The sequence below is a fragment of the Eupransor demetentiae genome (assembly GCF_963930865.1).
Taxonomy (GTDB): domain Bacteria; phylum Bacillota; class Bacilli; order Lactobacillales; family Lactobacillaceae; genus Eupransor; species Eupransor demetentiae.
Window position 1 is genome coordinate 335,553 of the sequence record NZ_CAWVOH010000002.1, and the last position, 19,808, is coordinate 355,360.

General features: G+C 46.2%; 22 protein-coding genes. All 22 read left to right on the plus strand.

All coding sequences use genetic code 11. The annotated features are described in order from the left end of the window. Positions 1 to 30: 30 nt before the first annotated feature. The 22 genes from ABSY64_RS06035 (at position 31) to ABSY64_RS06140 (ending at position 19,792) form a co-directional block, all read left to right on the plus strand. On the plus strand, positions 31 to 1,179 hold the full coding sequence (locus ABSY64_RS06035; RefSeq protein WP_349642181.1) for a PTS sugar transporter subunit IIC: 1,149 nt from the start codon (positions 31 to 33) through the stop codon (positions 1,177 to 1,179). 142 nt (positions 1,180 to 1,321) lie between these two features. After that, complete coding sequence (locus tag ABSY64_RS06040; protein WP_349642182.1) at positions 1,322 to 2,473, plus strand: PTS sugar transporter subunit IIC; 1,152 nt, start codon at positions 1,322 to 1,324, stop codon at positions 2,471 to 2,473. Between the two features lie 113 nt (positions 2,474 to 2,586). Then, a complete protein-coding gene (locus ABSY64_RS06045) occupies positions 2,587 to 3,927 on the plus strand; it encodes an APC family permease (RefSeq protein ID WP_349642183.1) in 1,341 nt (446 codons plus the stop codon). 127 nt (positions 3,928 to 4,054) lie between these two features. Then, positions 4,055 to 4,624 (plus strand): aggregation-promoting factor C-terminal-like domain-containing protein, encoded by a 570-nt coding sequence (locus tag ABSY64_RS06050; protein WP_349642184.1) that lies wholly within the window; start codon positions 4,055 to 4,057, stop codon positions 4,622 to 4,624. Positions 4,625 to 4,715: 91 nt separating this feature from the next. Then, the gene (locus tag ABSY64_RS06055; protein ID WP_349642185.1) at positions 4,716 to 5,264 is read left to right on the plus strand and encodes a YqeG family HAD IIIA-type phosphatase; all 549 of its coding nucleotides are present in this window, start codon (positions 4,716 to 4,718) and stop codon (positions 5,262 to 5,264) included. Next, on the plus strand, positions 5,242 to 6,381 hold the full coding sequence (yqeH, locus tag ABSY64_RS06060) for a ribosome biogenesis GTPase YqeH (RefSeq protein ID WP_349642186.1): 1,140 nt from the start codon (positions 5,242 to 5,244) through the stop codon (positions 6,379 to 6,381). Before ABSY64_RS06055 ends, yqeH begins: the two co-directional genes overlap by 23 nt. Next, positions 6,381 to 6,695 carry a ribosome assembly RNA-binding protein YhbY gene (yhbY, locus tag ABSY64_RS06065; protein ID WP_349642187.1) on the plus strand — a complete coding sequence of 105 codons (315 nt, stop codon included), beginning with the start codon at positions 6,381 to 6,383 and terminating at the stop codon, positions 6,693 to 6,695. Before yqeH ends, yhbY begins: the two co-directional genes overlap by 1 nt. Positions 6,696 to 6,710: 15 nt before the next feature. Next, positions 6,711 to 7,286, plus strand: coding sequence for a bis(5'-nucleosyl)-tetraphosphatase (symmetrical) YqeK (gene yqeK / locus ABSY64_RS06070; protein ID WP_349642188.1), 576 nt, complete (start codon positions 6,711 to 6,713; stop codon positions 7,284 to 7,286). A gap of 13 nt (positions 7,287 to 7,299) precedes the next feature. Then, positions 7,300 to 7,668 (plus strand): ribosome silencing factor, encoded by a 369-nt coding sequence (rsfS, locus tag ABSY64_RS06075; protein ID WP_349642189.1) that lies wholly within the window; start codon positions 7,300 to 7,302, stop codon positions 7,666 to 7,668. A gap of 37 nt (positions 7,669 to 7,705) precedes the next feature. Then, the gene (locus tag ABSY64_RS06080; protein ID WP_349642190.1) at positions 7,706 to 8,461 is read left to right on the plus strand and encodes a class I SAM-dependent DNA methyltransferase; all 756 of its coding nucleotides are present in this window, start codon (positions 7,706 to 7,708) and stop codon (positions 8,459 to 8,461) included. A 3-nt stretch (positions 8,462 to 8,464) separates the two neighbouring features. Continuing rightward, the gene (locus ABSY64_RS06085; RefSeq protein ID WP_349642191.1) at positions 8,465 to 9,637 is read left to right on the plus strand and encodes a nucleotidyltransferase; all 1,173 of its coding nucleotides are present in this window, start codon (positions 8,465 to 8,467) and stop codon (positions 9,635 to 9,637) included. Positions 9,638 to 9,647: 10 nt separating this feature from the next. Further along, positions 9,648 to 10,193, plus strand: a complete 546-nt coding sequence (locus ABSY64_RS06090; RefSeq protein WP_349642192.1) for a YceD family protein — start codon at positions 9,648 to 9,650, stop codon at positions 10,191 to 10,193. A 103-nt stretch (positions 10,194 to 10,296) separates the two neighbouring features. Further along, positions 10,297 to 10,986 (plus strand): response regulator transcription factor, encoded by a 690-nt coding sequence (locus ABSY64_RS06095; RefSeq protein ID WP_349642193.1) that lies wholly within the window; start codon positions 10,297 to 10,299, stop codon positions 10,984 to 10,986. A gap of 8 nt (positions 10,987 to 10,994) precedes the next feature. Continuing rightward, positions 10,995 to 12,119 (plus strand): sensor histidine kinase, encoded by a 1,125-nt coding sequence (locus ABSY64_RS06100; protein ID WP_349642194.1) that lies wholly within the window; start codon positions 10,995 to 10,997, stop codon positions 12,117 to 12,119. Between the two features lie 128 nt (positions 12,120 to 12,247). Continuing rightward, positions 12,248 to 13,177 carry a membrane protein insertase YidC gene (yidC, locus tag ABSY64_RS06105; protein ID WP_349642195.1) on the plus strand — a complete coding sequence of 310 codons (930 nt, stop codon included), beginning with the start codon at positions 12,248 to 12,250 and terminating at the stop codon, positions 13,175 to 13,177. Between the two features lie 20 nt (positions 13,178 to 13,197). Beyond that, entirely contained in the window at positions 13,198 to 13,971 is a 774-nt protein-coding gene (locus tag ABSY64_RS06110; RefSeq protein ID WP_349642196.1) for a TrmH family RNA methyltransferase, read from the plus strand. A 50-nt stretch (positions 13,972 to 14,021) separates the two neighbouring features. Then, positions 14,022 to 14,258 carry a preprotein translocase subunit SecG gene (gene secG, locus ABSY64_RS06115; RefSeq protein ID WP_349642197.1) on the plus strand — a complete coding sequence of 79 codons (237 nt, stop codon included), beginning with the start codon at positions 14,022 to 14,024 and terminating at the stop codon, positions 14,256 to 14,258. A gap of 72 nt (positions 14,259 to 14,330) precedes the next feature. Further along, positions 14,331 to 16,694, plus strand: coding sequence for a ribonuclease R (gene rnr / locus ABSY64_RS06120; RefSeq protein WP_349642198.1), 2,364 nt, complete (start codon positions 14,331 to 14,333; stop codon positions 16,692 to 16,694). Between the two features lie 19 nt (positions 16,695 to 16,713). Next, positions 16,714 to 17,178 (plus strand): SsrA-binding protein SmpB, encoded by a 465-nt coding sequence (gene smpB, locus ABSY64_RS06125; protein ID WP_349642199.1) that lies wholly within the window; start codon positions 16,714 to 16,716, stop codon positions 17,176 to 17,178. Positions 17,179 to 17,264: 86 nt separating this feature from the next. Next, positions 17,265 to 18,821 carry a ribonuclease Y gene (gene rny / locus ABSY64_RS06130; protein WP_349642200.1) on the plus strand — a complete coding sequence of 519 codons (1,557 nt, stop codon included), beginning with the start codon at positions 17,265 to 17,267 and terminating at the stop codon, positions 18,819 to 18,821. Positions 18,822 to 18,958: 137 nt separating this feature from the next. After that, on the plus strand, positions 18,959 to 19,357 hold the full coding sequence (locus ABSY64_RS06135) for a DUF948 domain-containing protein (RefSeq protein ID WP_349642201.1): 399 nt from the start codon (positions 18,959 to 18,961) through the stop codon (positions 19,355 to 19,357). Between the two features lie 6 nt (positions 19,358 to 19,363). Then, positions 19,364 to 19,792, plus strand: a complete 429-nt coding sequence (locus ABSY64_RS06140; RefSeq protein WP_349642202.1) for a hypothetical protein — start codon at positions 19,364 to 19,366, stop codon at positions 19,790 to 19,792. Positions 19,793 to 19,808 lie beyond the last annotated feature (16 nt).

Here is a 19,808-nt window from a genome sequence, read left to right on the forward strand (position 1 = left end):
TAAAATTCGGGAGAGATAAGAGTAAGTATCATGGAAGAGATGTTTAGTGGGGAAACGCGTTTTGGCGCGAAGGAATTTTTCTTTAAGGTGTTGTCAGGATCAGCCTCAGGTATTTTGATTGGGGTTTTGCCGGCCGCTGTGATGAAGTATATTATTCAATTTTCAGGAATGGGGAACACGGAATGGGGCGCTAATTTTTCAGCGATTTTGACCCTTTTCACTTCAATGATTCCATTTTTGATTGGTATGGCGGTTGCCATGCAGTTTAAGATGAAGCCCTTGGATACGGGAGTAGTTGCCATTGCAACGATGGCGGCTTCAAACTCAATCCAGTGGGGCATGGTTGCCAAGGGCACACAACATCCTTTGACGCACGTGGCTTTAGCAGCGCCAACGCGCTGGTACATGGTATCCGGTGCGGGGGATGTCATCAACGCCATGTTGGTGGCCGGCATTGCCGTTCTCGTGACCTGGCTGATTGCGCGTTATCTTGATGGTTTTGGCTCAATTGCCATCATCTTAAGCCCCATCCTTGTTGGTGGCGGCGTCGGCTTGTTTGGTAAGGAAATTGCTCCTTACGTTGGTCGTGTGACGACTTGGATTGGTGATTTGGTTGAAATGGCCACGAAGTTGGCCCCTGTGCCAATGGCCATCTTGATTGCCATGATTTTTGCCATTATCATCATTACACCGGTTTCAACGGTTGGTATCGCCCTTGCGGTCGGTTTGCACGGGATTGCTTCTGGTGCCGCAGCCATGGGTGTTGTGGCCACGACCGTTGTCCTAGTTATTAACTCATGGCAGGTCAACCGGAAGGGAACGACCCTTGCCATCTTCTTGGGTGCCATGAAGGGGATGATGCCTTCCGTCTTTGCTAAACCGGTTACTATGCTACCCTTCGTTTTTGCCGCTGCCTTGTCAGGTATTCCGGTTGCCTTGATGAACATCCAGGGAACGCCAATTACCGCTGGTTTTGGTTACATTGGAATGGTGTCACCCATCCAGTCCATGCTAAAGGATTCAACGATTCCTTCCACGGTGATGAACCACTTCATTAATCCTCTTTCGGCTTTGATTGCCTGGTTTATCGTGCCAATCATTGCTGGAATTTTGGCTCAGTTTATCTTTGCTAAGCTCTTAAAACTATATTCTGCTGAAGACTTTAAGCAGGAACTCTAAGCTTAAAAATACCCGCAAGGGTATTTTTTATTTGGATTGGTTCGACCAATTTCAAGCATGGTAAAATATTATAACGACTTTTTCAAAATCTTGCGGAATTGACTTATTCCGCCATAAATAAAAGAAGGGAGTTGACCACGACATGCAAAATGCCACTTTTTCAGGCCAAACAAAGATCCCTCTAGGCGAATTTTTTTACAAATTACTGAATGGGTCGGCGCAGGGAATCCTGATTGGGGTGCTGCCCGCTGCCGTTATGAAGTACATCATTCACTTTTCCGGCATCGAAAATACTGTTATTGGGGCGGACTTCAGTTCGATTCTGACCTTTTTCACGTCCTTGACCCCTTTTTTGATTGGGATGTCAGTTGCCCTGCAGTTTAAAATGAAGAATCTCGACATTGGTGTCGTCGGGATTGCCACCATGGTATCGTCGAGTGCCGTGCGTTGGCGTATTCTTGAACCAGGTGGAAATCATCCGCTAACGGATGAAAAATTGACGGAACCGACACGGATTTTTATGACCGATGGTAGTGGCGATATTATTAATGCCATTTTGGTTGCTGGGATTGCCGTTGCCGTTATCTGGTTAGTTGCCCGGTACTTGAACGGCTTTGGATCGGTTGCTATTATTCTCAGCCCAATTTTGATTGGTGGTGGCGTGGGCCTTCTGGGCGAAATCATGGCCCCTTGGGTAGCCATGTTGACGACTGCCACGGGTAAGGGGGTTGAGTGGTTAACGAACTTGGCACCTTTGCCCATGGCCATTTTGATTGCCATGGCTTTTGCCATCATTATCATTACGCCGATTTCAACGGTTGGAATTGGGCTGGCCATTGGTCTGCACGGTCTTGCGGCTGGGGCAGCCGGAATGGGTGTTGTCGCGACGACCATCGTGCTTCTAATCAACTCATGGCGTGTTAATAACAAGGGGACGACCATTGCGATTGGCTTGGGCGCCATGAACTTGATGATGCCAGCCGTCTTCAAAAAGCCCATTACCATGGTCGCTAGTCTCTTTACCGCGGCGCTCGCCGCTCTGCCGGTTGTCTTTTTCAATATCCAGGGAACGCCTACGTCGGCAGGTTTTGGTTACATCGGACTCGTTTCGCCAATTCAATCAGTCACTTCCGATTCTGCGGCAGGATCCGCCTTGATTAGTCACTACATCAGCCCGGCTATTGCGCTTTTGGCCTGGGTTGTTATCCCGCTCTTGGCTGGCTTTTTAGCCCAGTTTATTTTTTCAAAGCTATTGCAACTCTATACGCCAGAAGATTTTAAACATGAACTCTAAGAATTATACGAAGATGCCGGCCCGGCATCTTTTTTTCTTAGACATTTTTTGAGAAATGGTTTATTTAGGCGCTGAGCATGCTAGAATAATATTAATTTTTGGGAGGCGACGACATGGAAAGAAATCACGAATCAGAATTGAACCGCGGCTTTGGAATTTGGTCATCCTTAGCCCTTGTTGTGGGAACTATTATCGGTTCCGGGCTCTTTTTCAAGCAGGGCTCTGTTTTGGCCACTGCTGGTAATACTACGGTTGCGCTTTGGGCCTGGATTGCCGGTGGAATTTTGACTTTGACATCTGGTATGAGTGTTGCTGAAGTGGGTTCACAGATGCCTAAAACGGGCGGAATCTACTATTATATTGAGAAATTATATGGCCGAACGGCCGGCTATTTAGCGGGTTGGATGCAGGTCATTTTTTATGGTCCGGCCATGATGGGGGCGATTTCAGCCTACTTCGGCGTTTTATTTGTTTCCCTCTTCGGTTTGCCGGCCAGCACTTCAATTTGGTACGGAATTGCAGCGCTGCTCTGCGTGACTGTGATTAATTCCATTCCAAACCATTTTTCAGCAGGTTTTCAAGTCATTACCACCACGATTAAGTTGTTGCCGATTGCGGCCTTGATTATCTTTGGCCTCTTCTTCGGCCACCACGATGCGCTGGGACAGTCAGTTACAGTGATGGCCAAGGGCGTCAGTGCCGGCGGCGGATTCGGCGTTGCGGTTCTGTCAACCCTCTTCGCCTACGATGGTTGGGTGACTTTGGCCAATATTTCGGGTGAAATTAAGAACCCACAAAAGACCTTGCCCCGCGCGATTGTCTTCGGTATTTTGATTGTCATTGTGGCCTATGTCGGCGTTTCTTACGGGGCTTATCGTAGTTTGGATGCCAATCAGATTGTCGACTTGGGTGAAAACACAACCTTAACCATGGCCACCAATGCCTTTGGCTACTGGGGCGGTCGCTTGCTTAGTGTTGCCATTTTGATTTCGATACTTGGTACCTTGAACGGTAAGGTCGTTTCCTTCCCCCGCGTACTCTTTGCCATGGCGGAAAACGGTGATTTTCCCTTTGCTAACACATTTAGCAAGCTTAGCAAGCGTTCTAAGACGCCTAATGCTGCCATTTGGTTGATGGTTGCCATCGGCATTTTGATGATGTTCTTTACCAATCCGGATGAATTGACCAACTACGCCGTCTTTATCACTTTCCTCTTTTACATGTTGGTACTTTTCGGTACCTTCATCATGCGCCGTCGTGATCCAGAAGGAAGTAATCGTACATTTTCAATGCCTTTGTATCCTTGGATACCGATTATCGCCATTTTGGGTTCCCTTTACGTCGAAATTTCTGAAGTTTTGAACGACTTCAAGGGCGTTGTGATTTCACTTTTCATCGTCTTGCTAGGTTATCCAGTTCTTAAGTATTTACAATGGTCACGGCATAAAAAGTAATTCGAGCGTCAAAATACCTCTATTTATAGATACATTTGTATAAATAAAGTATATTAAGAAATTTAATGTAATACTTCTGTAACGTCATGTAACATTGCTGTAATAAAAACAAGGCAGAATGATAGCCATGATGTTAAATAAAGTGTTACTTACAAGCGCAGCAATTGCCGGTTTGGCATTGACCACTGCAACTCAACAATTAAATAACAACAAATCAAAGGTTTCAGCAGATAAGACTGCTAAGGTTTCAACGGCCGCTGCCGTTAATACTAAGGACGTTAACTCAGCTGTTTCATCAATGAACTCTGTGAAGTCATTGCAGCTCTCCGCTACAAATGCAGACTCAGATGCTACTGTTCAAAACTTGAGCAACGATCAATCATCATCTTCAAACGATGATTCACAAGCATCTTCAAGCTCAGCACAGGTTCAACCCGTTTCAACTCAGACGACAACAGCTTCTGGTGATATCCAATGGTTGATCTCTCGTGAGTCTGGCGGAAACGTCAACGCACGTAACGGTTCTATGTACGGTCTTGGACAATTGTCAGAAGCAGCATACGCTACATACGCACCAGGTCAGAACTATGAAGGTAACTACGATGTTCAATTGCAAGCTATGCAAGGCTACATCGCTGACCGTTATGGTTCAGTATCAAACGCCATCGCTCATTTCCAGAGCAACGGTTGGTACTAAAATAAAAAGCCCGCTAGGGCTTTTTTTGTGCCTAAAATTAAGACCGGCTTTCGTGTATAATGGTAGTAAAGAAAAACTAGGAAAAGATGCTATGCCCCTTAAATTTTTAACCCCAACCTACATGGTTGAATCTATCTTTGACCTTTCCGTTGAGGAACTTAAGAGTCATGGAATTACGACGGTTTTGACCGATTTGGATAACACGCTTTTGGCCTGGAATAATCCCGAAGGGACCGCAGAGATGCACCAGTGGTTACAGGATTTGAGGGCTGGCGGAATTGAGCTGGTCGTGGTTTCCAACAACACCAACAAGCGGGTGGCTAAGGCTTTGGAGTCCCTACACATTGATTTCGTTGCTTGGTCGCTTAAGCCTTTACCACGTGGGATTTTGCACGTGCTCCACAAGCAACACCTTAAGCGCGAAGAAGTCATCATGGTTGGCGATCAGATGTTAACGGATGTTTGGGCAGCTCACCTGGCCGGTGTTCGTTCCGTCCTCGTCAAGCGTTTGATTGAATCCGACATGTGGCAAACTTGGTTGAATCGCAGCATCGAAAACCAAGCTAAGAAGATTATTTTTAAAGCCAACCCGAATATGAAGTGGGAGACACATTTAATTGACCAACGAAGTTTCAAATGAAGAAGTACAAGCTGAACTAGAAGCCGGACTGAACTGTATCGGCTGTGGCGCTCGTTTGCAGGATCAAGACGATCAAGCAGCGGGCTATTTGCCGCTGTCAGCACTTAAAAAACTAATTAACACTGACAACCTATTGTGCCAGCGCTGTTTTCGTTTGCGCCACTACAATGAAATCCAGCCGGTGGAATTGACGGATGATGACTTCGTTAAGTTGTTGAGTCAGATTTCTGAGAGCAAAGCCCTAGTGGTTTATGTGATTGATGTCTTTGATTTCTCGGGATCATTGATTAATGGCTTGCCACGTTTTGTAGGATCGAACAATCCTATTTTGGTAGTCGGAAACAAGGTTGATTTGCTGCCTAAGCTCTTGAACAAACGGCATTTGCACGACTGGCTCGCTCGTCAGTTAAAGGAAAATGGCTTGCATCCGGAAGAGATTTTACTAACTTCGGCTGCCCACCCCCAGAACTTGGATGATATTTTGGCGGCCATTGACGAGCACCGTCATGGGCAGGACGTCTACATTGTTGGTACGACTAATGTCGGCAAGTCGACCTTGATTAATCAGATCATTAAGTCCCGGACTGGCATCCAGGAGTTGATTACCACCTCTCGTTTTCCAGGAACAACTTTGGATCGTATCGAGATTCCACTCGAAGATGGCCAAAATTTGATTGATACGCCCGGTATCATCAAAAAGGACCAAATGGCCCATGTATTGAGCAGTGCCGATTTGAAGTATGCGCTGCCTAAGAACGAGATTAAGCCGCGGACTTACCAATTGAATGCGGAGCAAACGATTTTTATCGGGGCTTTGGCCCGCTTTGATTTCCAAATTGGTGATCGCAGTGCCGTGACGGCATATTTTGAGAATAATTTGATGCTACACCGTACAAAGATGGGTGGGGCTGATGAATTTTATACGAAGCATGCTGGTGAATTACTGAAGCCGGTTCCTGAAAAGGTGACCCGTTTGGTAAGGCATGAATTCAAAACAACAAAAAAGAGTGATCTGGTTTTCGCTGGTTTGGGCTGGATTAGCCTACCTGCTGGAATTCAAGTCGCTGGTTGGGCGCCCGAAGGGGTGGCCGTTACCATCAGAGAGGCAATGATTTAATGCAAAATTTAACAGGTAAACAAAAGCGTTTCTTACGTTCAAACGCGCAGACGATGTCACCCATTTTTTCCGTCGGGAAGAACGGCTTGACCCAGACTTGGGTTGACGAGGTGGCCGCTGCCATTGCTAAGCGCGAATTGATGAAGGTCAATTTGCAGCAAAGCGCCGAAGAAAGTACCAAGGATTTGGCGGACTTCATTCAAAGCCATTCCGAAATGACGGTTGTGCAAACCATTGGTCGTACGGTGGTTCTTTACCAACCGGCTAAGGAAGAAAAGTACGCTAAGATTTCACCACTCGTTGTAAAGCTTTGATTTTAGGAGGCTGACATGGCTTACTATAAGGGGACATTGGAAGAGTTGAAGCACAAGGTTGCGCAACAGCTATCGGAGCACCGCTACCAGCACTGTTTGCGGGTTGCTGCTTATGCCAAGAAGTTGGCTGAGCAAAACGGTGTTGATCCAGAAAAAGCTGAAGTTGCCGGTCTGGTGCACGACTATGCCAAGGAACGTTCCAACGAAGATTTCATCAAGACCATCAAGGAAGACAAGCTTGACCCAGAACTTTTGAATTGGGGCAATGCCGTCTGGCACGGTGTGGTTGGTGCCGAAATGATCCGTAAGGAACTTGGAATTACCGACCCCGAAATTTTGGATGCGGTTCGCCAACACACCACGGGGGCTGGAGCCAACATGTCGACTTTGGCCAAGATTGTCTTTATGGCGGACTACCTTGAAACAGGACGTGATTTCCCTGGCGTAGAAAAAGCCCGTGAAATCACAGACCGTGACCTCGATGATGGGGTTCGTTATCAGATTCAGCACACCATGAACTATTTGACCAGCAAGGGTGCGCCAATTTATCCCAAGTCATTGGATACTTACAACTACTGGATGACACATTAATTAAAGGATTTTTATGACAACATTATCTGCAAAAGAAGAATTAGAAATTGCCGTTAAGGCGATTGATGGTAAGAAGGCCAACCACGTGGTCGCTTTGGACATGGAACCAGTGTCTTTGATGGCCGATTACTTTGTGATTGCTGACGCTGCGTCTAACCGTCAGGTCCAAGCGGTCGTCAACGAAGTCAAAGATAAGATTGAAGAAGCTGGTGGCCAGGTCCGCTACATGGAAGGCTATCAGCAGGCCCAGTGGGTTGTTTTGGACCTTGGGGATGTTATCGTACACATTTTTGATACGGAACACCGTGACTTTTACCATTTGGAAAAGCTTTGGTATGATGCACCCGAAGTTGATATTAGCGACCTATTAGAAGAAGATTGAGGGGCCGAAGCTTAAGGCTTCGGCTTTTTTACATAAAATGACTGAACCCATCAATGATGATTACACAACCTTTGCTGCGCAATACGATGCGCTTTTTGACCCAGAACTATATCAGGACTGGGCAGCCTACGTTGAAAGGCTGAGCCAACCCAGCAAGATGTTAGATTTGGCTGGTGGCGCAGGCCGCCTTGCCGTTTTACTTGCGCAGCAGGGCTACCAAGTCGACCTTTTGGACCTCTCGCCGGATATGTTGGCACTGGCACAAAAGCATGCCCAGGCTGCTGATGTTGATTTGCGGCTACTGGAAGGCGATATGCGCGACTTTTCCGATTGGACGGAACGTTATCCGCTAATCGTTTCCTTTGCGGATAGCTTGAATTATTTACCCAGCAAGCCGGATTTGATGGCTGCTTTGGAGCAAGTCTATGAGCACCTGGAAGAGGGTGGGCGTTTCCTCTTTGACGTTATTACCCCTTACCAGGTAGAGGTTGGCTACGATAATTACTACTACAACAACGATGATGATCCGGAAAACATTTTCATGTGGACCTCTTTTCCTGGGGAAAACAAGAACAGTGTCGATCATGATTTGAAGTTCTTTGTCTATGATGAAGAGCTTGATGCTTTTAAACTGTTACGCGAAGTTCATCACGAACAAACATATACTTTGAAGGATTACTTGAAGTGCTTGAAGAAGGTTGGTTTCAAGGACGTTAAAGTCAGTGCTGATTTTGGCCGAGCGGCAGCCGATGACGAAGCCGACCGTTGGTTTTTTGAAGCTAGAAAGGGTTAAACAATGACAACTGTAGGAATTGTGGCAGAATACAATCCTTTTCATAATGGTCATGCTTACCAAATTAAACAGGCTAAGGAAATGACTGGGGCCGACACGGTGGTTGTCGTAATGTCTGGAAACTTCGTGCAACGAGGAGAACCAGCTTTGCTGGACAAATGGACGCGCGCTAAGCTAGCCGTTGAAGGTGGCGCTGATTTGGTTGTTGAATTACCGGTTTTTTATGCCGTCCAGCCCAGCCATCTCTTTGCCCAAGGAGCGGTCCGTCTCCTCGGTGCCATGGGCGTGGAAAATCTCGTCTTTGGTAGTGAACATCCGGATGTGGATTTCTTGAAGCTCGCCGACGAAGCACCGGCTTTGGAAGGCCAGCAAGGTTTCGCCGATAAGAAGCAGACATTTGCGGCAAACTACGCCGATCAACTCGAAGAAGCGACCGGTTTCAAGCTAGAAGATCCCAACGATATTTTAGCCTTCGGTTATGCCAAGGCGGTCCGGGAGTTGAAGCTCGATATGAAGCTCTGGCCGATGGCGCGTTTGGAAGCCGGCTACCACGATCAAACTTTCGAAGAGGGCCAGACCATTGCCTCGGCATCCTCGATTCGCTTGGCCCTACATAAGGGCAAGTTTGAAAAAATTGACAAGGTCGTGCCGGAAGAAACGAAAAAGGCTTTGGCAGAGGAAAATACCACGATCAATTTTGAAGAGAAATTCTTCCCCTTGATTCAATACCGTGCTTTAACAGATACCGTTGGCCAGCTCGGCCAGGTTTATCAGATGGCTGAAGGGCTTGAATACCGAGTGGCGGCTGTTGCTAGCCAGGCAAACGGGCCACAGAATTATCAGTCCTTCGTTCGGGCCATTAAGTCAAAACGCTATACTTTCGCGCGCATGCAGCGGACTTTGCTCTACACCTTGCTTAACATCAAGGTTGATCAGATGCAGGCGGCCATGCAGGATCCTTATCTTAGAATTTTGGCTTTTGACCAAAAGGGGCAGACCTTCTTAAACGAAATTAAGAAAACGGTCGAATTACCTTTGATTAGCCGGGTGGACATGTCTTTGGCTAAGGCTAACTTGCGCTTGGATTACAAGGCCGGTGAAGTTTGGAAGCTGTTGGCCCGGGAAGGTGGCCCTGCCCAAGACGTTGGTCGCCGCCCCATTCAGATTGAAAAATAGGAGTTTAACAATGAAATTTTCAAAGCAACAACTCATTAAGTACCGTCAAGAACCACTCGTGATTGATGAAAGTATTGACCTTGCTCCTGCTGTTGCGGAACGCTTTTCGGATTTGATTTTGTCGGTGTCGCCCTTGCAGGTCAAAGCACAAATTCAGTCTTTGGATAATGATGATATTATCCTTTCGGCTAAGGTGACGGGGGATGCCAAGGTGCCATCTTCACGCTCCTTGGAACCCGTGGACTTTCCCATCGACATGGATATTCAGGAACGCTACTTGGCCGACCCAAGTCGCTTAGATGACTACGAAGACGATGAAATGGTCTTTGCCATCGAAAAAGATACCATCGACTTAGATAAGATTATCCTGGATAACCTGGTCGCTTCTTTGCCTAGCCAGATTTTGACCAAAGAAGAAGCGGCTTCGGATGCCTTACCAAAGGGTCAAGATTGGCAAGTTATCAGCGAAAAAGAATTCCAACAAGAGGAAAATAAGAAGGAAGAGGAGAAACCTTTGGATCCTCGCCTTGCTAAGCTGGATGATTTCTTTAAATAATGAGAAAATTCTTGCTTTTGCTTTAGGAAAACTATAAAATAAATTAGATATATCACTTGTTTTTGCTCCTAAGTATAGTCAGAGCGGAACGATAGAGGTTACTATGAGTAAAGTATTAGTTATTGAAGACGAAGAGAACTTGGCAAAGTTTGTCAGTCTTGAATTAAAGCATGAAGGTTACGAAGTGGACACGGTTGGCAACGGTCGTGACGGCTTGGATGATGCCATTAAGAATGACTACGACGTCATCTTGTTGGACTTGATGCTCCCAGAATTGAATGGTTTGGAAGTGGCCCGCCGCTTGCGTGAAGTCAAGAAGACGCCGATTATCATGATGACGGCCCGTGACTCAGTCATCGACCGTGTTTCTGGTTTGGATTACGGTGCCGACGACTACGTGGTCAAGCCCTTTGCAATTGAAGAATTGTTGGCGCGTGTGCGTTCACTTTTGCGTCGAATCGCCATTGAGACGGAATCTTCAGACCAGCACCGTTCCATCATTAATTTCAAGGATCTTCGCATTGAAAAGGAAAATCGGATTGCCCGTCGTGGCGACCACATTATCAATTTGACGAAGCGCGAATACGACTTGCTTTTGATTTTGGTCGAAAACATTAACGTGGTTCAGTCCCGTGAAAAGCTTCTGAAGGAAGTTTGGGGCTTTGACTCTGAAGTCGAAACCAACGTCGTCGATGTTTACATTCGTTACTTGCGTAATAAGATTGATGATCCTGACAGTAAGGCTTCATATATCCAAACTGTCCGCGGTACTGGATACGTTATGCGTAGCTAAGGAATTGCATGTCTCAAAAAGATCAACAAATGAATTCAAAACCACATCGCTTCTCCCTGCGTTGGCAACTGTCCCTGGGTCTTGCTGTGGTTTTTTTTGTCATCAGTATTACATTTACCGTCGTGGTGACAAGCATCCTTCAGTCCCGCTACGGTAAGATGCCGACTGGACTTGCCCACTGGCTTTGGGCCATCACAATTATTGGCGCTTTATTAACGATAGGCATTACTTATCTGCTGACGAACTTGATTATTCGCCCGGTTAAAAACATCGAAAAGACGATTCGCGCCTTTGAAGAAGAACCGATGACGGATGAACGTGTGCTGGATCGCGGTCCGCGCGATGAATTATCGGATTTGGGTGATATTCTCAACCAAATGATTGATCGTTTGCAGGCTTTGATTTCGGCTCAGCAGCAGTTTGTTTCGGATGTTTCCCACGAGTTACGCACGCCTGTGGCCATCGTGAAAGGCCACATGGAAATGCTGAACCGTTGGGGTAAAGATGACCCTGAAGTCTTGGATGATTCCATCCATTCATCGCTAGCTGAAATTCAACGAATGGAAACGCTGATTAACGAAATGTTGAATTTGACCCGTGCCGAACAGGTGCCGGTTGAAAACATGAACCAGATGACTGATGTCGATGGCGTCGTTCACCGTATTTTCGATGATTTCAAGATGCTCCATCCTGATTTCCAATTAACTTTCGATGATGATTTGCATAAGGAAGCCCAAGTCAAAATCCGCCAGGATCACTTGGAGCAGATTATTATCATTTTGGCCGATAATGCCATTAAGTATTCAACGGACCGAAAGGAAATTCACTTTGCCTTGTCGAGCACGGCTACTCAAGTTGAAATTGGCGTGCAGGACTTCGGTGAAGGAATTGATTCCGAGAATCTCGATAAGGTTTTCGACCGCTTTTATCGGGTCGATAAAGCGCGTTCCCGTGCTAAGGGTGGTAACGGGCTTGGTCTGGCAATTGCCCAGCGTCTGGTCGAGGCCTACGGCGGAACCATTTCGGTAGAATCTGCGCTTGGTTCTGGATCGGTCTTTACGATTCGCTTGCCTTTGGCTCAAAAGTATCAAAAGCAGGACCATGGCGCCCTAGATGATGTTTATGATGATTAAGCTCGGTATCGAGCTTTTTTATTTGGAATGGCATAATCGGCAGAGAAGTTCAGGGCTAAAACCGTTTTTTAAGCCTTGGATTTGCTATAATGTTCTTTGTTAACTTACGTTTATTTTGAGGAGTTTCAATGAAAAGTTTAAAGCGTTTGATTACGACAGTCGTAGTCGTTTTCGATATTATTTTGTTGACTGGTGGCTACAGCGCCCACAGTCGGATGTACCTTTGGATTGGTAAGCCAATTGCTGATTTAATTAAGGGAATCGCCGATTCAATCGGTGGTGTCAATGCTGTCGGTTGGGCCGTCATTATTATCACGGCCGTTGTGCGTTTGTTGATTTTGCCACTTTTTGTTAATCAACAACGTAACACGACAATTAACCAATTAAAGATGCAGGTCTTGAAGCCGGAAATGGAAAAGATTCAAGAGGCCACTCGCAAGGCTGTAACTCCTGAGGAAAAGCAAGCAGCGGCAACGGCATCAATGGGACTATATCGTGAAAATAAAGTTTCTTTGACCGGCGGGATTTCCATGTTGACCATGGCCATTCAGTTGCCAATTTTTTCTGGTGTTTATTCGGCCATCATGCATGCCCCTTCACTTAAGGGAGCAAGCTTTATGGGCTTTGACCTTGGAGCCAAGCAAATTACTTTTGCTTTGATTGCCTTTGCCATCTACTTGCTTCAAGCCTGGTTATCATCTCGACGTATGCCGGCAGGGCCACAACAGCAATCAACTAAGTACATGTTATTGTTGAGTCCAGTTATGATTCTCTTCTTTACGATGGCAGTTAACGGTGGTGTCGGTCTGTACTTCATCGTTGGTGGAATCTTCGCCGTTATCCAGACTTTGATCATGTACTTCCAGTACCCACGCCTTCAAGCGCGTGTTGACGACGAATTCGAAGTCTTGAAGACTGCTGAAGAACTTTTGGAAGACAACAAGGCTAACCCTGCAGTTGCTGGAATGGCCGGGCAACAAACTGCACCTCGTGATGTGACGCCGAAGTCTTCAAATACTGGCAATCGAAACGCCGGTAAGCAAAACCGCAAGCCTTAATTAAGGGAAAAGAGAATTTAATGGAACGGATTTTATCAAATCAGAATAATCGGGTGAAAGCCTGGGCGAAGTTGGCTACCCGTAAGGGCCGCTTAGAACAACGCACATACTTGCTGGACGGCTGGCACCTTGTTCAAGATGCTATTTCTGCTAAGGCTAAGTTTCACGCTATCATGGCAACCGCGGAACAAATGGAAGTTCATTTGCCCGACGTGCCTCACGGTGTCCCGGCCTTTGAAATTAGTGAAGAGGTTGCTCGCCACATTGCTGGCACGAACAATCCGCAAGGAATTTTCGCCGAAATTTCATTGCCACAAAAGACTTTTGATCCAAGCTATGTTTTTGATGGTCAATGGCTCTTGCTTGACAAGATTCAAGATCCTGGAAACGTTGGTACTTTGATTCGTACAGCCGACGCCGCTGGTTTCAAGGGTGTTATCTTGGGCGAAGGCACTGCTGATGCATTTGCACCTAAGGTTGTGCGCGCCATGCAAGGTTCACAATTCCACTTGGAAGTTTTGCAGGGTGACTTAAACGTCTGGGTTGATGCGCTTATCAAGAACGGCTTGGAAGTCTACGGTTCTCAGTTGAACGAAAATGCCAAGTCTTACTTGGAAGTTCCTGCTCAAAGCCAGTTCGGTTTGATTCTTGGAAACGAAGGGCAGGGGATGTCCGACGAGTTAGCCGCTAAGACCTCTGCTAACCTCTACATTCCTTTGCTTGGCCAAGCAGAAAGTTTGAATGTAGCCGTCGCTGGTGGAATTTTGATGTTCCACCTCGCGCTTGGAAAATAACGGCAAGGTATGTTATACTCTGTGAGTATGTTTTAATGGAGGTTGTTACTGTGACAAATATTCTTACCGTTGCCCTCTTGGTGGTTGGATTTCTGCTCATTGTTGCAGTTATGATGCAACCAAGTAAGCAACAAGATGCCTTATCTGCTTTATCAGGTGGAGCCGCCGATTTATTTACTGAAAGAAAGTCACGTGGATTCGAAGCCATTATGCGTCGAATCACAGTCGTACTCGGAGCAGTTTGGTTCCTACTCGGCTTTATCTTGATGTACATGTCAGCACATTAATTGAAAAGGTCAGTTTACTTTTTTGTAGACTGATTTTTTATTTACCTTTTTTTAGAATTTTAGGAGAAAATAATGGAAATGAAAGAACTTAAAAGCCAGTTAAATGGCTTTTTGAAGGCCAATGCCAGCCAGGGCTTTACTGCCCAAAATTTGGCAGACGGCCTTCGCATGAATGATGGCTCTGGCTATCGCCAGGTTGTCAACGCCCTCAACGGTTTGGTCCGTGATGGCGATGCAATTTTAGAAGATGAACGCTATCAGCACAATGCCCACGCCGGGCAAGTTGAAGGTGAATTTAAAGCTAACGATAAGGGCTTTGGCTTTGTCCGTTACGATGAAAACTTGCCGGATTACTTTATTGCACCAGATAACACTTTACAGGCCATGCAGGGGGATAAGGTCTTGGTTTCGACTTTGCGTCCGGCTAAATCTGCTGACCGTGGACCGGAAGGTAAGGTCGATGAAATTATCGAACGCGCCTACACTCGGATGGTCGGTATTTTCACCCTTGGTTCACAATCCAAGGGCATGCAGGGCCAAATTCAGGTCAATGATAAGAAGGTCGGGAACTATCAGGTACTGGTCGAAAAGAGCAGTGAAGAACTCCACGATGGCGAAGTCGTCGTCGCTGAAGTCACTCGTTTTCCTGATAAAACTCATCCCCGCCAACTGATTACTAACGTCGTTCAAACTCTGGGCTACAAGGATGAACCGGGCATGGATATCTTGCAGATTGTGGAAAGCAAGAAGGTGCCCAACGAATTTCCTGAGGAAGTTTTGGCTGAAGCAGACAAAATTCCAAATGAAGTTTTGCCAGAAGAATGGAAGAACCGTGAAGATATCACGGACCAACCTTTGGTGACGATTGATGGTGCCGATACCAAGGATATTGATGATGCCGTTGTTGCCTGGAAGATGGACAATGGCCATTACCACCTCGGGGTGCACATTGCCGACGTTTCCCACTACGTTAAGGAAGGTTCGCCGATTGATAAGGAGGCCTACAAACGTGGTACTTCGGTTTATTTGACGGACCGCGTTATTCCAATGTTGCCTCGCAAGCTTTCCAATGGGATTTGTTCTTTGAACCCTGAAGTGATTCGCTTGTGTATGTCAGTTGAAATGGAAATCAACCAGCAGGGTGAAGTGGTCAAGCATCGCATCCATCGCTCCGTGATGAAGTCACATGCTCGGATGACCTATGTGGCGGTTAACAAGATTTGGGAAGATGATTCCGATACGGTTAAGCAGTACCGCGAACTAGTGCCAATGTTCCAAGACATGAAGGAACTGCACGAAATCTTGTACAAGATGCGTTCTAAGCGTGGCGCTATTGAATTTGATGCCCCTGAAGCGCAGATTATCGTTGATGATCAAGGAAAAGCTGTTGACGTTGTCGTCCGCGAACGTGGTACCGCTGAACGAATGATTGAATCCTTTATGTTGGCTGCCAACGAAACGGTTGCCGAACATTACGACAAGAAGAAAGTCCCATTTTTGTACCGTATTCACGAAACGCCTGATGAAGAACGTGCACAAAACTTCTTTGAATTTGCCAAGGCCTTGGGTCACCCGGTTAAGGGTGACCCGGCTAAGGTAACGCCAATGATGCTACAAAGCTTGATGGCCGAAGTTGCCGATGATCCAGCAGAGCAAATGATTTCAACCATGATGTTGCGTGCCATGAAGCAGGCTAAGTATTCGCCAGATCCAGTTGGGCACTTTGGTTTGGGAGCAAAGTACTACACGCACTTTACTTCGCCAATCCGTCGTTATCCTGATTTGACGGTTCACCGTTTGATTAAGTGGTACGAGGATAACGGTTATGGTGTTGAAGCCCAAGAAAAGTATGCTAGCCATCTCGGTCAAATCGGTTTGGATACTTCTACTCGTGAACGCCGTGCAATCGACACGGAACGTACTGTTGACGCCATGAAGAAGGCCGAGTATATGGAAGACAAGGTCGGCATGGAGTTCAAGGGTGTGGTCAACTCCGCCTTGAAGTTTGGACTCTTTGTCAGCTTGGATAACACGGTTGAAGGTTTGGTTCACATTTCAAACCTAACCGATGATCATTATGAGTACGATGAAAAGCACGCCGCCTTAATCGGTCGTTCAAAGCACCATATTTTCCAAATTGGCCAGCGCGTCAAGATCAAGGTCTTGCGGGTTAACAAGGATGAAAGTAAGGTCGACTTCATCTTGACCAATCCAGAAGAAGCGCCAACCACGACGATTCGCGTGGCTTCATCCGATAACGGTAAGTTTGGTCGTGGACGCGGCCGTCACGGCAAGGGTGGCGACCAAAAGCGTCACGGCGATAAGAACCGTCGTAATGGAAATCGCAATCATGATCACAAAAATGGTGGTCAACATGGTCAACATAAGCCCGGACAAAGCCGTTCAAACGGTTCAAAAGCAGGCCGCAGTCACTAATATTTAAGAAGGAATTGCTATGGCAAAAGGCAAAGACAATCACGACAACCTTTTAGCTCAAAACCGAAAAGCACGCTTTAATTACGCGATTTCAGAAACCTTTGAAGCCGGAATTTCGCTAACGGGAACCGAAATTAAGTCCGTTCGTGCGGGTCAAATTACAATTGGGGATGGTTTCGTAACCATTCATGATGGGCAAGCAATTTTGACCAATGTCCACATTGCTCCATATGAAAACGGGAACCAATTTAATGTTGACCCGCTGCGGAATCGGCCACTTCTGTTGCACAAACGCCAGATTCGCACACTAGCCCAAGCAGCTAGTGAAAGTGGTGTAACCATCGTTCCTTTGAAGGTTTATTTAAAGCATGGCTTTGCAAAAGTGCTAATTGGTATAGGCCGTGGTAAAAAGCAATACGACAAGCGTCAAGACATCAAAAAGCGGGATCAGGAGCGGGAACTCCAACGTCGTTTCAAAAATTAATTTTGCGATTGACCCATACCCGTATTACCGCTATACTTGTACTTGTGAATAGAAAATTTATCACATGCTGAAAGGAAGTGGCAAGTATGACACTTACACTAATTTCAGCGTTCTTCGCAGCAGCAATTGGTTTAGTTGCTGGATTTTCATGGCATCGTTATCAGGATGCTAAGAAGATTGACAATGCTAACCAAGTTGCTACAAACATTTTAGAGCAAGCTAATAGCGAGGCGAAGAGTATTCAACGAGCTGCAGAAGTTGATGCTAAGGACCTTGCGCAAAAGTACCGGACTGAAGTTGAGAATTCTTTGTCGGACCGCCAAAAGCAGGTTCAGCAACAAGAAGGTCGTCTGCAAGACCGGATTGATACTTTGGATCAAAAGGATGCCACCTTGAATCAACGAGATGCATCCTTGATTCAAAAAGAAAATCAAGTTCAAGCCCAGTTGGATGATGCCAAGCAAAAGCAGGCACATTCTGATGAAATCTTAAAACGCCAGCAATCTAAGCTGGAAGAAATTGCCCAGTTAACTCATGAAGATGCCCAAAAGATTGTCTTAAGTGACGCTAAGGACGAATTGATGAGTGAACGTGCAGCCTTGATTAAAGAATCAGAGGTTGATGCAAAGAGTGAGGCGGAACGCCGCGCTCGTGACATTATTGTCGATGCTATTCAGCGTTCAGCTGCCGATTCTGTTACTGACGTAACGGTTTCAGTAGTGAACTTACCTAGTGAAGAGATGAAGGGCCGGATTATCGGACGTGAAGGCCGTAATATCCGTGCATTGGAATCCCTCACTGGAATTGATTTAATTATTGATGATACCCCTGAATCAGTGGTCCTAAGTGGTTTTGATCCACTTCGTCGTCAAATTGCTAAGCAGGCTTTGGAGGCTTTGATTTCCGATGGTCGGATTAACCCCGCCCGGATTGAAGAAGCCGTTGAAAAGTCTCGCCGCCAAGTTGATGAGATGGTTCGTGAGAAGGGTGAAGAAGCAGTCTTTGAATTGGGATTGCGCGGTATGCATCCTGACTTAATCAAGTTGATTGGTCGTTTGAACTACCGTACTTCTTACGGACAAAATGTCCTACAACACTCAATCGAGGTTGCCAAAATTGCTGGTGTAATGGCCGCAGAACTTAAAATGGATGTCGCGCTTGCGAAGCGCGCTGGTTTGATACACGATATTGGAAAGGCAGTTGATGCCGAAGTAGAAGGTTCCCACGTAGAGTTGGGTGTTCGTTTAGCTGAAAAGTTCAACGAAAAGCCGGCCGTGGTTAACGCCATTGCTTCCCATCACGGCGATACGGAGCCTACGACTCCGATTGCTGAACTGGTTGCAGCTGCAGATGCAATTAGTGCTGCCCGCCCAGGAGCTCGTAGCGAATCCCTTGAAAATTATGTTCAACGACTCAAGGAACTTGAAAAGATTGCCGATAGCTATAAGGGTGTCAAGGATGCCTTTGCTATTCAGGCCGGTCGTGAAGTTCGAGTGATTGTTGAACCTAAGAAGGTTACGGACATTGAAGCAACTGTCTTGGCTCATGACATTAAGTCACAGGTCGAAGAGCAGCTTGAATATCCTGGCCACGTTAAGGTGACCGTTGTACGAGAAACTCGTGCTGTTGATTACGCTCATTAAAAAAACGCCTTGCGAGGCGTTTTTATTTTGCCTAAAAGGCTGTAACAAATCTGTAATATATATCGGAATTGCAGCTTCATTTCTGTTACAATGTAAGAGTTGAATTAATTTTAAGAAAAAAGATATGGAGGAATGTAATGTCTATTGGAGCACTTGCACTATTGATTTTTGCCATTGCCTTTTTGCTCTTGGTACTTTTCATCGGAATCTTCTTGTTGCGCTTGACGCGTTCAGTTTCTGTTTTGACGATGGATGTTGATACCATGGCTCGTTCAGGAAATGAAATTCTTGGTAATGCGAACATCTTGTTGGAGGATGTGAACGGTAAAATGCAGACTTTGGACGTAACGGTTGATACTGTTGCTGAATTGTCTGAAACTGTTTCTGACATGAACAATTCCTTGCACCGCGTTTCAGATCGCTTCTCGAACTTTAGCAACTTGACGAAGGCTGGCGCAAGCTATGCCGCAAGTAAGGCTACTGGAAAGTTCCGTCGTAACAAGGCCGAAAAGCCTGCTAAGAAGCACAAGGGATAAGATACTATGTCAAAGAAGATTGGTTTATGGGCTGGAGTCGTTGCCGGTCTTGGTGCTGTAGCAGCCTACGCCGCTAGCACTGAAAAGCAGCGTCAACAGCTAAAGGATAAGGGTTTGGACCTATACCAGGGTGCTCAGAAGCACGGTAAGGCCTACGCTCAAAAGGCCAGCGACAAGTTGAACACTTTGGCTGACAAGAGCAAGGACCAAATGTCCGCTCAAGAAGGTAAGGTTTCATCAAAGTGGCAGGAAGTCTCAGCTAAGGTTTCACCTTATCTTGGTAAGGCCAAGGACAAGGTGTCACCATACTTGCACCGTGCCCACCACAAGATTGATGACTTACACAATGACTTGCATGATAAGTTGGACAACGACGATATCGAGTTATCATCAAAGGATTTGCACTTGGATGATAAGCAAGACGATAAAAAATAAAAAACAACCGTTAGGT